This is a genomic window from Variovorax boronicumulans NBRC 103145, assembly GCF_001591345.1.
Lineage (GTDB): Bacteria > Pseudomonadota > Gammaproteobacteria > Burkholderiales > Burkholderiaceae_C > Variovorax > Variovorax boronicumulans.
Genome location: NZ_BCUS01000005.1, coordinates 1 through 13674, shown reverse-complemented (window position 1 = coordinate 13674; position 13674 = coordinate 1). Strand labels below are relative to the sequence as shown.

General features: G+C 67.8%; 16 protein-coding genes. 2 read left to right on the top strand and 14 right to left on the bottom strand.

Annotated elements, in window-relative coordinates; all coding sequences use genetic code 11:
- Positions 1-48: 48 nt before the first annotated feature.
- From VBO01S_RS02565 to VBO01S_RS02500, 14 genes are all read right to left on the bottom strand, one after another.
- The gene (locus VBO01S_RS02565; RefSeq protein WP_062470032.1) at positions 49-318 is read right to left on the bottom strand and encodes a helix-turn-helix domain-containing protein; all 270 of its coding nucleotides are present in this window, start codon (positions 316-318) and stop codon (positions 49-51) included.
- Positions 315-1235 carry a serine O-acetyltransferase EpsC gene (gene epsC / locus VBO01S_RS02560; protein WP_062470029.1) on the bottom strand — a complete coding sequence of 307 codons (921 nt, stop codon included), beginning with the start codon at positions 1233-1235 and terminating at the stop codon, positions 315-317. The genes VBO01S_RS02565 and epsC overlap by 4 nt, the downstream gene beginning before the upstream one ends.
- Positions 1236-1272: 37 nt before the next feature.
- On the bottom strand, positions 1273-1755 hold the full coding sequence (locus VBO01S_RS02555) for a rhodanese-like domain-containing protein (RefSeq protein ID WP_062470259.1): 483 nt from the start codon (positions 1753-1755) through the stop codon (positions 1273-1275).
- Positions 1756-2217: 462 nt separating this feature from the next.
- Positions 2218-2433, bottom strand: coding sequence for a TOBE domain-containing protein (locus VBO01S_RS02550; RefSeq protein ID WP_007829250.1), 216 nt, complete (start codon positions 2431-2433; stop codon positions 2218-2220).
- Positions 2434-2485: 52 nt separating this feature from the next.
- Positions 2486-3082: a malonic semialdehyde reductase gene (locus VBO01S_RS02545; protein WP_062470026.1), complete on the bottom strand. Its 597-nt coding sequence runs from the start codon at positions 3080-3082 to the stop codon at positions 2486-2488.
- Between the two features lie 16 nt (positions 3083-3098).
- Positions 3099-4388 (bottom strand): O-acetylhomoserine aminocarboxypropyltransferase/cysteine synthase family protein, encoded by a 1290-nt coding sequence (locus tag VBO01S_RS02540; protein ID WP_062470023.1) that lies wholly within the window; start codon positions 4386-4388, stop codon positions 3099-3101.
- A 36-nt stretch (positions 4389-4424) separates the two neighbouring features.
- Positions 4425-5255, bottom strand: a complete 831-nt coding sequence (locus VBO01S_RS02535) for an ATP-binding cassette domain-containing protein (RefSeq protein ID WP_062470020.1) — start codon at positions 5253-5255, stop codon at positions 4425-4427.
- Positions 5256-5259: 4 nt separating this feature from the next.
- The gene (locus VBO01S_RS02530) at positions 5260-6219 is read right to left on the bottom strand and encodes an aliphatic sulfonate ABC transporter substrate-binding protein (RefSeq protein WP_062470018.1); all 960 of its coding nucleotides are present in this window, start codon (positions 6217-6219) and stop codon (positions 5260-5262) included.
- 11 nt (positions 6220-6230) lie between these two features.
- Entirely contained in the window at positions 6231-7091 is an 861-nt protein-coding gene (gene ssuC / locus VBO01S_RS02525; protein WP_062470015.1) for an aliphatic sulfonate ABC transporter permease SsuC, read from the bottom strand.
- Positions 7092-7099: 8 nt separating this feature from the next.
- Complete coding sequence (ssuD, locus tag VBO01S_RS02520) at positions 7100-8269, bottom strand: FMNH2-dependent alkanesulfonate monooxygenase (RefSeq protein ID WP_062470012.1); 1170 nt, start codon at positions 8267-8269, stop codon at positions 7100-7102.
- Positions 8270-8421: 152 nt separating this feature from the next.
- Entirely contained in the window at positions 8422-9381 is a 960-nt protein-coding gene (locus VBO01S_RS02515) for a sulfonate ABC transporter substrate-binding protein (protein ID WP_062470010.1), read from the bottom strand.
- Between the two features lie 23 nt (positions 9382-9404).
- Entirely contained in the window at positions 9405-10442 is a 1038-nt protein-coding gene (locus VBO01S_RS02510; RefSeq protein ID WP_082817948.1) for a sulfonate ABC transporter substrate-binding protein, read from the bottom strand.
- A gap of 122 nt (positions 10443-10564) precedes the next feature.
- Positions 10565-11149, bottom strand: a complete 585-nt coding sequence (gene ssuE, locus VBO01S_RS02505; RefSeq protein ID WP_062470007.1) for an NADPH-dependent FMN reductase — start codon at positions 11147-11149, stop codon at positions 10565-10567.
- Between the two features lie 99 nt (positions 11150-11248).
- Positions 11249-12298 (bottom strand): sulfate ABC transporter substrate-binding protein, encoded by a 1050-nt coding sequence (locus tag VBO01S_RS02500; RefSeq protein WP_062470003.1) that lies wholly within the window; start codon positions 12296-12298, stop codon positions 11249-11251.
- A 137-nt stretch (positions 12299-12435) separates the two neighbouring features.
- On the opposite strand from VBO01S_RS02500, the gene VBO01S_RS02495 reads away from it, so the two are divergent.
- Both VBO01S_RS02495 and VBO01S_RS02490 read left to right on the top strand, forming a co-directional pair.
- Positions 12436-12711: an oxidative damage protection protein gene (locus VBO01S_RS02495; RefSeq protein ID WP_013541095.1), complete on the top strand. Its 276-nt coding sequence runs from the start codon at positions 12436-12438 to the stop codon at positions 12709-12711.
- Positions 12712-12718: 7 nt separating this feature from the next.
- A partial coding sequence (locus VBO01S_RS02490; RefSeq protein WP_255221037.1) for an FAD-dependent oxidoreductase occupies positions 12719-13674 on the top strand: 956 nt, incomplete at its 3' end.

The following is a 13674-nucleotide window of genomic DNA, read 5'->3' as shown; positions in this document are numbered from 1 at the left end:
GGTTGAGGAAAAAGTGATCGCCAGTGTCTGGCGACCACGGGTTTCCCCTCAACAGGCTATAGCCGCCAAGTTGATCCGCCGTGCAAGGCGCGACTGCTCCAGTTGCTCGCAACGCGCGAGCAGGTTGACAATGTTGATGCCCAGCGCGGTGGCCAGCTTCTGCGCCGTGACGATCGACGGGATCACGCGCCCGCGCTCGATCTCGCCCACGTACGAGCGGTTCAGATCGGAACGCTCGGCCAGCTCTTCCTGCGACCAGCCCTGCCCTTCGCGCAGCTGGCGCACGGTGACGCCGAAGTCTTCGACGAAGGCCTTCATACGCTGCCCGCCTTCGGTGCACTGTTGTTCTGCAGGCTGGCCTGCGTGACGCTGGCACCGGGCTTCACGTCGTCGGTGATCCACACGTTGCCGCCGATGACCGCGCCCTTGCCCAGCGTCACGCGGCCCAGGATGGTGGCGCCCGCGTAGATGACCACGTCGTCCTCCACCACCGGATGGCGCGGCAGGCCCTTCTGCAGGTTGCCTTCGGCGTCGGTGGGGAAGCGCTTGGCGCCGAGCGTGACGGCCTGGTACAGCCGCACGCGCTTGCCGATGACGGCCGTCTCGCCGATCACGACGCCGGTGCCGTGGTCCATGAAGAAGCCCGCATCGATCGTCGCGCCCGGGTGGATGTCGATGCCGGTCTGCGCATGCGCCAGCTCGGCGACGATGCGCGCGAGCAGCGGCAGGCCGAGCTCGTAGAGCCGGTGCGCGAGGCGGTGATGGATCATCGCGAGCACACCCGGATAGCACAGCAGCACCTCGTCGACGCTGCGCGCGGCCGGGTCGCCCTGGTAGGCCGCGAGCACGTCGCTGTCGAGCAGCCGGCGCAGGCCGGGCAGCGCGTTCGCGAACTGGCGCACGGCTTCGGTGGCTGCGGCGTCGATCTCGCTCGCGGGGCGCGGTGCCAGTCGTGCGTTGAAGTTCAGCTCGAGCCGCGCCTGCACCAGCAGCGCCTGCAAGGCGGCGTCGAGCGTGTGGCCCACGTAGAAATCCTCGCTCTCGTGGCGCAGGTCCGGCGGGCCCAGCCGCATCGGAAAGAGCGCGCCCTTGAGCGACTCGACGATCTGCGCCAGCGCATCGCGCGACGGAAACTCGCGCGCACCGGGCTCGCGCGAACGGCGCTGCGAATCGCGCCACTCGTCGCGCACCTCGTGCAGTGCGCGCACGATGTCACTCACTTCGAATTGAGCCATGTGTGTTTTCCTCCCGTGTGTTTCTATCGGTGTGGGTTCAGTCCTGCACCCACGGCAGGCCATGGAAGCGCCAGCCGTCGGACCCGCCGCGATGCTGCCGCGCATCGATCTCGCCCTCGAAGCCTTCGAGCACGTTGAACACCTGCGTGAAGCCGGCCTTGGCAGCGGCTTCGGCCGCCAGCGCCGAGCGCTTGCCGCTGCGGCACAGCAGCAGCACCACGGCCTCCTTGCCGCCGTCCTTCGCCACCTTGGCTTCGAGCTCGCGCACGAAGCGCGGGTTGCGGGTGAGCGCGGTGCCCGTGGCCCAGGCCACGTGCAGGCTGTCGGGCACGTGGCCGACGAACTTGCGCTCTTCGCCGGAACGCACGTCCACGAGCAAGGCGTGGCCGTCCTGCACCAGCTGCCAGGCCACGGGGGGCGTCACGCCGCCGGCGTAGGGCCAGTTCTTTTCGATGGCTTGCGCGCGCGCCTGTTCGAGGGCGGGCGGCAAGGCGATGACGTCTTCAACTTCCACGGACATGCGGTTCGGCTCCTGTTGTACGTTGGTCATTCCATCTTCCTTGATGGCGATAACCACCACTGTAGGAGTGCGAAGGCCAAGGTCAAACGACTCAAAAGTCGATTCTTAACAACCTTGTGATCTATGGGGTGCTGCTTCAGGGCACGCTCCCGCCGACGGGGTACCTTGCTCCGCGAATGTCCCCCGGGCTTCGCCCTCCTCCTTGATTTCGCTGCGCAAGGCACCCCATCGACGTGAGCGTCATGCGCAGCGGTCGTTGATCGGCGAGCACAACGACAGCGCCCGGTGTGCTCAGGACACTGGGTGCTTCCAGCAGCGAAATTAAGGGGGAGGCCGCAGGCCGGAGGACATTCGCGGAGGGAAGTACCCGGTGGCCTGGGCACACGCCCCGAACCAGCGACCTCAAACGAAAAACCCCGGCACCAAAGACAGCACCGGGGAATCGCAAAGCCCGAGGGTCCGTCAGAGCTTGGCGATCGAAACTTCGGTCGACTTCACGAGTGCGACCACGTCGGAGCCCACCTTCAGCTGCAGCTCGTCGACCGAGCGCGTGGTGATGACGGAGGTGACGATGCCCCAGGCGGTTTCGACATCGACTTCGGAGACAACGTCGCCGCGGATGATCTCGCGGACCTTGCCCTTGAACTGGTTGCGGACGTTGATGGCTTGGATGGACATGGTGATTTCTCTTTCAGGGTTGACAGGGGTTGTGAGTGAAAACGGCCGGCGCTCAGACGATCTCGGCCACGTCGTCGAACGCCAGCCGGGGGCCGCGTTCGAAGGTGCCGGCGTGGTCGGCCACGCCGAGGTTGACGAGGAAGTTCGCGCGATAGCGCCCATCGGGGAAGAAGGCCTTGTCGACCAGGTCGGCGTTGAAGCCCGATTGCGGCCCCGCGTCGAGCCCGAGCGCGCGCGCCGCCAGGATCAGGTAAGCGCCCTGCAGGCTGCTGTTGCGAAAGGCCGTGGCCTGCGCGGCGTCGGCGCTCTTCTCGAAGAAGGGCTTGGCGTCGTAGGCCGGGAACTGCGTGGGCAGGTGCTCGTAGAAGCGCGTGTCGTGCGCCACGATCACCGTCACGCCGGCCTGCAGCGTCTGCGCGGTGTTGCCCGCCGACACCGCCGGCTTGAGCTTCGCCTTGGCCTCCTCGCTGCGCACGAACACGTAGCGCGCGGGCTGGGCGTTGTAGGCGGTCGGGCCCCACTTCACGAGGTCGTAAAGCTGGTGAATCAGCGCGTCGGTCACGGGCACCGGCTTGAAGGCGTGCACGGTGCGCGCCTTGCGAAACAGCTGGTCCAGCGCGGCATCAGGAATGGCTTGCAGTGTGGTCATGAATTGGAACGCTGTGTCAGTTCGATGCGGCGGCCAGCGCCTGGTCGAGGTCGGCGATCAGGTCGTCGATGTGCTCGATACCCACCGACAGGCGCACGGTGTCTTCCGTGACGCCGGCCCGGGCCAACTCTTCGGGCGACAGCTGGCGGTGCGTGGTCGATGCGGGGTGCGTGGCCAGCGAGCGCACGTCGCCGATGTTCACCAGGCGCGTGAAGAGCTTCAGCGCATCGAGGAACTTCGCCCCACCCTCGCGGCCCGCGCCGATGCCGAAGGTCAGCACGCCGCTGGACTTGCCGCCGAAGTACTTCTTCGCCAGCGGGTAGTCGGCGTGGTCTTCGAGCGCGGCGTAGTTCACCCAGTTGACGGCCTTGCTCTGCTTCAGGTGCTGCGCCACCGCCAACGCGTTGCTGCTGATGCGGTCCATGCGCAGCGCCAGCGTCTCGATGCCCTGCAGGATCAGGAAGGCGTTGAACGGCGAGATGGCCGCGCCCGTGTTGCGCAGCGGCACCACGCGCGCACGGCCGATGTAGGCGGCCGGGCCGAGCGCCTCGGTGTAGACCACGCCGTGGTAGCTCACGTCGGGTTCGTTCAGGCGCTTGAAGCGCTCCTTGTGCTCGGCCCACGGGAACTTGCCCGAATCGACGATGGCACCACCGATGCTGGTGCCGTGGCCGCCCAGGTACTTGGTGAGCGAGTGCACCACGATGTCGGCGCCGTGCTCGATGGGCCGGCTCAGGTACGGCGAGGGCACGGTGTTGTCGACGATGAGCGGCACGCCGTGGCGGTGCGCAATTTCGGCGATGGCCGCGATGTCGGTCACGTTGCCGGCCGGGTTGCCCAGCGACTCGACGAACACCGCCTTGGTGCGCTCGTCGAACAGCTTCTCGAAACTGCTCGGGTCGCGATGGTCCGCGAAGCGCGTGGTGATGCCGAACTGCGGCAGCGTGTGGGCGAACAGGTTGTAGGTGCCGCCGTACAGCGCCGTGCTGCTGATGATGTTGTCACCGGCCTCGGCGATGGTCTGGATCGCGTAGGTCACGGCCGCCTGGCCCGAGGCCAGTGCCAGCGCGGCAATGCCGCCTTCGAGCGCGGCCACGCGCTGCTCCAGCACGTCCTGCGTCGGGTTGTTGATGCGGGTGTAGATGTTGCCCGGCACCTTCAGGTCGAACAGGTCGGCGCCGTGCTGCGCGCTGTCGAAGGCATAGGCCACGGTCTGGTAGATCGGCGGCGCGACGGCGCGGGTGGTGGGCTCGGGCGAGTAGCCGGCGTGGACCGACAGGGTTTCGAATTTCCAGTTCTGCGACATGCGACTGCCTTTCAAAGGGGGAATGGATGAAACGACTCAGATCGCCCAGCGCAAGGCATGAGCTTGAGGCGTGAGCCAGCTGGCATCGGTGCTTTCCACATCGGTCTCTTCGGACTTCTGCAGCACCCGGTCGAGGATTCGTTTTTCGATCGCGGCAAAGGCCGGGTCGCCCTGCGAGCGCGGGCGGGCCAGCGCGATGTTCTCGTCGAGCGCGATGCGGCCGTCCTCGATGAGGATCACGCGGTCGGCCAGCGCCACGGCTTCCTGCACATCGTGCGTCACCAGCAGCGCGGTGAAGCGGTGGCGCTGCCACAGGTTCTCGATGAGGCGGTGCATCTCGATGCGCGTGAGCGCGTCGAGCGCGCCCAGCGGCTCGTCGAGCAGCAGCAGGCGCGGGTGGTGCACCAGCGCACGCGCCAGGGCCACGCGCTGGCGCTGCCCGCCCGACAGGCGCGCCGGCCATTCGTTCTCGCGGTCGGCCAGGCCGACCTGCGCCAGCACTTCCTTGCCGCGCGCCTTGGCGTCGTTCGGCAGGCCCAGCGTCACGTTGTCGAGCACGCGGCGCCAGGGCAACAGGCGCGCCTCCTGGAACATGATGCGCGTGTCGTCGTGCAGGCCGCGCACGGCCTTGCCGTCGGTGTACAGGCCACCAGAGGTGGCTTCTTCCAGGCCCGCGATGAGCCGCAGCAGCGTGCTCTTGCCGCAGCCGCTGCGCCCCACGATGGCGATGAACTGGCCCGGCTCGATGGTCAGCTGCGTGTTGCGCAGCACCTCGCGCGCGCCATAGCGCTTGTGCAGGCCGCGCGCCTCGAGGCGCACGCCACCGGCGATGGCTTGGGGTTGGATGTCTTTGAGAACGGCACTCATGAATTCAGGCCCCGGGGTTGAACAGCGCCACGTTCAGCGCATCGATTTTTCTGGGCAGCAGCTTCTCGGCGAAGAAGGCATCGGCGATGCGCTGCTGTTCGGCCAGCCCGCCGGCCACCACCGGCCGCACGGCGTAGCTGCGGCGGCTGTTGGCCTGCTCGATGGTCGGGGCGTCGAGCCCCCACACGGGTGCGAGCAAGGCCGCGGCTTCCTTCGGGTGCTGCTTGACCCACTTACCGGTCTTCTCGAGTTCGGCGTAGACCACGCGCAGCACGTCGGGCCGCGCCTTCGCGAACTTGGTGCTTGCCAGGTAGTAGCGCTGGTACGACGCGATGCCCGCGCCGTCGGCCAGGATGCGCACCTTCGACTGGCGCTGGGCGGCGGCCAGGAACGGGTCCCACACGACCCAGGCGTCGATGGCGCCCTTCTCGAAGGCGGCGCGGCCGTCGGCGGGCGTGAGGTACGCAGGCTCGATGTCCTTGAACGACAGGCCGGCCTTCTCCAGCGCGGCGATCAGCAGGTAGTGCGCGCCGGCCGCCTTTGCAAAGCCGACCTTCCTGCCCTTGAGATCGGCCACGGTCTTGAGCGGCGACTCGTCGCGCACGACGATGGCCTGCGCGGCGGGCGACGGCGCTTCCTGCGCCAGGAAGGTCAGGTCCGCACCGGCCGCTTGTGCGAACACGGGCACGGTGTCGGCCACGTCGGCGCTGATGTCCAGGTTGTCGAGGTTCAGCGCCTCCAGCAGCGGCAGGCCGCTGGTGAACTCGTGCCAGCTCAGGGTGACGTTGAGCGGTGCGAGCTGCTTCTCCAGCGTGCCCTGCACCTTCAGCAGTGCGATCAGCGTGGACGACTTCTGGTAGCCGAAGCGCACCGTGGCGGGCCGTTGTTGCTGTGCCAGCACGGCACCGGCACTCAGCGCGCCCAGCGTCGCAATGGCGGTACGTCGATTGATGATTTGGTTCATGTGCCCTGCCCTCACTTCGCCGGCTTCTTCTGGTAGCCCGGGTGCCAGCGCAGCCACCACTGCTCCAGGCCGCGTGCGAACAGGTCGGCCAGCTTGCCTAGCAGTGCGTACAGCAGGATGCCCACCAGCACGATGTCGGTCTGCAGGAACTCGCGGGCGTTCATCGTGAGGTAGCCGATGCCGGCCTGCGCCGAGATGGTCTCCGCCACGATGAGGATCACCCACATCAGGCCCAGCGAGAAGCGCAGGCCCACCAGGATCGACGACAGCGCACCCGGCAGGATCACCTCGCGGTACAGCTGCCAGCGCGACAGGCCGTAGGTGCGCCCCATTTCGATGAGCTGCGGATCGACGTTGCGGATGCCGTGGAAGGTGTTCAGGTAGATCGGGAAGAACACCGACACCGAGATCAAGAAGAGCTTGGCCGATTCGTCGATGCCGAACCACAGGATCACCAGCGGAATGAGCGCCAGCGCCGGGATGTTGCGCACCATCTGGATGGTGGAGTCGAGCAGCGTCTCGAAGAACTTCACCGAGCCCGTGAGCAGGCCCAGCGCCAGCCCCGCGCCGCCGCCAATGGCGAGGCCCGCAAGCGCGCGGCCCGCGCTCACCTTCACGTGCGTCCAGAGTTCGCCGGACACGGTGAGCGTCCATGCGGCCTTGACCACGTCGAGCGGTGCCGGCAGCACGCGCGTCGAGAGCCAACCCAGCGACGAGGCGATCTGCCAGACGACGATCAGCCCCACGGGCACCAGCCACGGAATGAGCCGCTTCGCGACGTTGAGGCCGAAGCCTCGCAGCGCGCTGCCTGCGTCCCCTGCGGTGTTCGATGCCGGTGCCACCGCCGGCAGTTCCTGTACTTGTTCGGTCATGCGTGTCCTCAGCTTTGGGAGACGAGGCGCGAGGGCGCGTCGAGGTTGGCGACGACCTCGCCGAAGGGACCACTCAGCGAGCCGCCTGCGAGTTGCGCCTTGGCCTTGCGCGAGAGCAGCGGGAACACCAGCTCGGCGAAGCGGTAGGCCTCTTCGAGGTGCGGGTAGCCCGAGAAGATGAACTTGTCGATGCCCAGCGCCGCGTACTCCTCGATGCGCGCCGCCACGGTCTTGGCGTCGCCGACCAGCGCCGTGCCCGCGCCACCGCGCACCAGGCCCACGCCAGCCCACAGGTTGGGCGCAATCTCCAGGTCGGCGCGCCCACGCTTGGCGCCGCCAGCATGCAGCGCGGCCATGCGGCGCTGGCCTTCGGAGTCCATGCGCGCAAAGGCGGCCTGGGCGCGCGCGACGGTCTCGTCATCGACGCGGCTGATGAGTTCTTCGGCCGCCTTCCAGGCGGCGTCTTCGGTCTCGCGCACGATCACGTGCAGGCGGATGCCGAACTGCACGCTGCGGCCCTGGCGTTCGGCGCGAGCGCGCACGTCGGCGATCTTCTTGGACACTTCCGCGGGCGGTTCGCCCCAGGTCAGGTAGGCGTCGACCTGCTCGGCCGCGAGGTCATGCGCCGCCGCAGAAGAGCCGCCGAACCACACGGGCGGATAGGGCTTCTGCACCGGCGGAAACAGCAGCCGCGCGCCCTTCACGCTCAGGTGCTTGCCTTCGTAGTCGTAGGTGCCGGTCTCGTGGCTGCGCGCGATGATCTCGCGCCAGATGCGGATGAACTCGGCCGACTGCTCGTAGCGCGCCGCATGGTCGAGGTAAACGCCGTCGCCTTCCAACTCGGCCTGGTCGCCGCCGGTGACGAGGTTCACGAGCAGGCGCCCGCCCGAGAGCCGGTCGAAGGTCGCGGCCATGCGCGCGGCCAGGCTGGGCTGGTGCAGCCCGGGGCGCACGGCCACCAGGAACTTGAGCTTCTTCGTCGCGCCGATCAGGCTGGACGCGATCACCCACGGGTCTTCGCAGGAGCGGCCGGTGGGAATCAGCACGCCTTCGTAGCCGAGGTGGTCGGCCGCGCCGGCGATCTGCTGCAGGTACGGCAGGTCGACGGCGCGCGCGCCTTCGCTCGTGCCGAGGTAACGGCTGTCGCCGTGCGTGGGGAGGAACCAGAAGATCTGCATCGGAAACTCTCGATCGTTCGTTGGCTTGCCCGTTCAGACGGCAAGCAGGAAAGGAAGGCGGCGCGCCGCAGACACGACACCCCAGGCGCGCGCCGTGATGGCCAGCACGTGGCCGGCGCGTTCGTGCAGCGCAGTCGACAACACGGTGGCCATCACGCGATCCCCGCGCCGGCGGCTTCGAGCACATTGATCTTTCTGGGGATCAGCTTGAGCGCGAAGAAGGTGTCGGCGATCTGCTGCTGCTCGGCCAGGATGGCCTTGGTGATCGGGCCGGTGCCGTAGGCGGTGCGGCCTTGCGACAGGTCGGCCACGGCCTTGGGCAAGCCCCAAATGGCCGACAGCTCGGTCGCCAGTTCGTTGCGGTGGGCGGCGCCCCACTGGTCGATCTTGTTGACCTCTTCGATCGCAACGGCCAGCACGTCGGCGTTCTTCGCCACGTAGTCGAGCGACGAGAAGTAGTAGGCGCGGTTGCCGACCACGCCCACGGCGTCGGCCAGGATGCGCGCGTCGAGCGACTGCTGCGCGGCGGCCAGGAACGGGTCCCAGATCACCCAGGCATCGACCGAGCCTTTTTCGAAGGCGGCGCGCGCATCGGCCGGCGGCAGGTAGACCAGGTTCAGGTCGCTGTACGCCAGACCATGCTTCTCGAACAGCTTGACGATGAAGTAGTGGACGTTCGAGCCCTTGTTGAGCGCGATCTTCTTGCCCTTGAGGTCGGCCACGGTCTGGATGGCCGAGCCCTTGGGCACCAGCACCGCCTCGGTCTTCGGGCGCGGCACCGTGGCGCCCACGTAGGCCAGCGGCGCGCCGGCGGCCTGCGCGAAGATGGGCGGCGCTTCGCCCACGTCGCCGAAGTCGATCGAGCCGACGTTCAGCGCCTCAAGCTGCACCGGGCCGGCCGTGAACTCGGTCCACTTCACAGTGGCGCCCAGCGGCGCGAGCCGCTTCTCGAGCGTGCCGCGCGCCTTGAGCACGCTCAGGTAGCCCTTCTGGTGGCCGATGCGCAACTGGCGCGCGGGGGCCTGCGCCAGCGCGGCGAACGACGACGGCAGCGCGAGGGCGGCGGCCGCGCCCTGGAGCAGGCGGCGGCGGGGAATGGCAATGCGGGTCATGGAATGGGGTCCTTCGAAACTGTTCAGGGCTGGGCCGTGACGACCGCGTCGCTGACCTTGATGGGCTTGGGAATGAGCTTCAGCGCGTAGAAGGTGTCGGCGATCTGCTGCTGGTCGGCCGCGACGGCCGCGGTGATCGGCTTCACGTTGAACTCGTAGCGGCGCAGCGCCAGCTCGACCACGTCCACGGGCAGGCCCTGCAGCGGCGCGATGAGCTCGGCGGCCTGGCGCAGGTTCTTCTTGAGCCAGATGCCCTGCTCCACCGAATCGGCGAACAGCGCGTCGATCACCTGCGGGTGCTTCTTCACGAAGCCGCGCTCGCCCAGGTAGTACTGGTAGTTGTTGACCACGTCCGGCGCGCCATCGGCCAGCACGCGGGCGCCGGTGGCTTTCTCGGCGGCGGCCTGGAACGGGTCCCAAATCACCCAGGCGTCGACGTTCTTGCTCTCGAAGGCGGCGCGGCCATCGGCGGGTGCGAGGTACACGGGCTGGATGTCGGAGAGCTTCAGGCCGTTTTTCTCCAGCTGCTTCACGAGCAGGTAGTGCACGTTGCTGCCCTTGTTGAGCGCGACCTTCTTGCCCTTGAGGTCGGCCACGGAGCGGATGGGCGAATCCTTGGTGACGAGGATGGCCTCGGCGCGCGGTGCGGCCGGGTCGTAGCCGAAGTAGACGAACTTCGCCCCCGCGGCCTGCGCGAAGATGGGCGGCGCCTCGCCGACATAGCCCACGTCGACCGCACCGACGTTCAGTCCTTCGAGCAGCTGCGGGCCGGCCGGGAACTCGACCCACTTCACGCCGAAGCCCAGCGGCGAGAGCTTCTTCTCGAGCGTGCCCTGCGCCTTCTGCAGCACGAACAGGCTGGCCGACTTCTGGTAGCCGATGCGCAGCTCGCCCCTGGCCTTCGTCTGCGTCTGGGCGTGTGCCGAGGCGGCGGAGATGAAGCTCACGATGAGCGCGATGGCGGTGACGACGACGGCGCTGATGGCCAGGTCGCGCAGCGCCTGCCAGAAGGAGCGCGGCGCGACTTCGAACACGGAGTCTTCGGGAGCGACGGGGTTCATGCGGGATTCCTTGGTGCAAAAACGTGAGGCAAAGCGATCCCCCGGCCGCGCGCAGGCGGCTTCGAAAAACGGGGAACGGAAAGAGGTCTGGCCGGGGCCGGGTTCAGCGAGGAACCCGGTCGTCAGACGCTACATCGCACACGGGAGAAAGGAACCGGCTCGAAGCCATGGGTCGCCGGCAGCTTCAGGCCTTCGGTTGCGAGCACCTCGACGGCCTCGTTCAGGCGCTCTGCCAGGTCCTGGTGCACCTGGTAGGCGTTCTCGGGCGTCAACGCGATCTGCGAATCGCTCGCGTAGACGCCCGGCAGGATGTGGCGCGCCGACAGCGACTGCAGCACGGGCCGCAGTGCGTAGTCGAGCGCAAGCATGTGGTGCGGGCTGCCGCCGGTGGCCAGCGGCAGCACCGTCTTGCCCTTGAGCGCGTTCTGCGAGAGCAGGTCGAGAAAGACCTTCAGCACGCCGCTGTAGGCCGCCTTGTAGACCGGCGTGGCCACCACGATCACGCGGGCCGCCGCTACCTGGGCAATGGCTCGCTCGATGGCTGGATGCGCCCACTCGGCCAGCAGCAGCGCCTGCGCCGGCAGGTCGCGGATCGCGAGCCGCTCGATGCGCGCATGGCGTTGGCCCAGCCGCTCGCCCACCGCGTCGAGCAAGGCGGTGGAACGGGACGGGGCCGAAGGGCTGCCGGCAATCAGGAGAACGGACACGAGAAACTTTCGTTGGGCTTCGGGAGAAATTCAGGGCGAAGCGATCCCCGGCGCCCTCCCACGGGGTGCCACCAGCGATCGATTCCGGAACAGCTGCGCTTACTTCTGCTTGGGCGCGTAAATTTGATCGAAGGAGCCGCCGTCGGCGAAATGCGCCTTGTCGGCCTTGGCCCAGCCACCGAAGGCTTCGTCGATGGTCACCAGCGTGAGCTTGGGGAACTGCTTGTCGTACTTGGCCTTGGCCTTGTCAGACGTCGGGCGGTAGAAGTTGCGGCCCGCGATGTCCTGGCCTTCGTCCGAGTACAGGTACTTCAGGTACTCCTCGGCCACGGCGCGCGTGCCCTTCTTGTCGACCACCTTGTCGACCACCGCCACGCTGGGCTCGGCCAGGATGGAGATCGACGGAACGACGATCTCGAACTTCTCGGGGCCGAATTCCTTCAGCGCCAGGAAGGCTTCGTTTTCCCAGGCCAGCAGCACATCGCCCACGCCGCGCTGCACGAAGGTGATGGTCGAGCCGCGCGCGCCGGTATCGAGCACGGGCACGTTCTTGTACAGGTTGCCGACGAATTCCTTGGCCTTGGCGTCACCGCCGTACTTGCGCTTGGCGAATTCCCAGGCCGCGAGGTAGTTCCAGCGGGCGCCGCCCGAGGTCTTGGGATTGGGGGTGATCACCTGCACGCCGGGCTTGACCAGGTCGTCCCAGTCCTTCAGGCCCTTGGGGTTGCCCTTCTTCACCAGGAACACGATGGTCGAGGTGTAGGGGGCCGAGTTGTGCGGCAGGCGCTTTTGCCAGTCGGCCTTGACGAGGCCGCCGTGCGTGGCCAAGGCGTCGATGTCGCCGCCCAATGCCAGCGTGGCCACGTCGGAATCGATGCCGTCGATGATCGAGCGCGCCTGCTTGCCCGAGCCGCCGTGCGACTGCTTGACGCTCACGTCCTGGCCGGTCTTGGCCTTCCAGTACTTGGCGAAGGCCTGGTTGTAGTCCACGTACAACTCGCGGGTCGGGTCGTACGACACGTTCAGCAGCGTCACGGGGCCCTTGGCACCCGCCGCACCCTGCGAAAACGACGGCAATGCCGACAGGGCCAAGGCACCGGCCACGCCGGCACCCAGGGAAAGCTTGATAAAGTCGCGGCGAAGGCTCATGGTGTCTTGCTCTAAAAAGGCATATCAATGAAGCTGCGTATTCTGAATACGACATATAGGAACTGGAACGACCAAGTTTTCAGTTCTTAATAGCCAAATCAACTAAGCAACCGCTTTCCCCCACAAGAGGCAATCAAATGGCACGCATGGTTCAGTGCATCAAGCTCGGCAAAGAGGCCGAAGGACTCGACTTTCCGCCGTACCCCGGCGACCTGGGCAAGCGCCTGTGGGAAAACGTCAGCAAGGAAGCCTGGGCCGCCTGGCTCAAGCAACAGACCATGCTGGTCAATGAAAACCGGCTGAACCTGGCCGACCTGCGCGCCCGCCAGTACCTGGCGCGCCAGATGGAAAAGCACTTCTTCGGCGAAGGCGCCGACGTGGCGCAAGGCTACGTTCCCCCTCCTGCGGCCTGAGTCCGGCGTGGCCGCCGACGGCACCCCGCTCGGCGCGCGCTCCGGCGACACCCCTCCCCTCGACAACGACACACCGGCGCTTTCGCGCCGTGTGTTTTTGGGCGGCTGCGGCCTGCCCGCCGCCTGGTCCGGGCGCCCGCAATGGCGGATTCTCGAAACCGGCTTCGGGCCGGGCCTTCATTTCCTGACAACCTGGCAGGCCTGGCGCGCCGACCCGCACCGGCCGCGCCTGCTGCATTACGTCGCGGTCGACGCCCATCCGGCGCCGGCCAGCGATCTGCTGCGCGCGTCTGAAGCCGACCTGGCCCTGGCGCCGCTCGCCGAGGAACTGGCCCGCCAATGGAGCGGGCTGCTGCCGGGCTTTCACCGGCTGGCCTTCGACGACGGCCGCGTGCTGCTCACGCTGTGCGTGGGCGAGCTGCAGCCGATGCTGCGCGCGCAACGCTTCGAGGCCGACAGCCTCTTCCTCGACGGCTTCGGCCCCGCGACCGCCTTGCCCGACACACTCAAGGCGGTGTCGCGCTTCGCCCGCCAGGGCACCGGCCTCGCAGCCCGCACCGACGACGACGGGGTGCGTCATGCGCTGATGCAGAACGGATTCCAACTCGACCCGGGCCCCGGCCTGCGTGGCACGTTCGCGCCCGCCTGGACGGTGCGGCGCCGCCAGCTGGTGCGCGAAGGCGTCGACGCGCCCGGCCATTGCGCAGTGATCGGCGCCGGGCTCGCGGGTGCTGCGATCGCCGCCAGCCTCGCGCGGCGCGGCTGGCGAGTCACGGTGCTCGACGCGGCCGACACGCCGGCCTCGGGCGCGTCAGGCCTGCCGGTCGGGTTGCTTGCGCCGCATGTGTCGTCCGACGACGCCTTGCTGTCGCGGCTCACGCGCGCCGGCATCCGCGCCACCTGGACCGAACTGGCGCAGCGGCTCGACCCCGGCCGCGACTGGGGCGCTCACGGCTCGCTTGA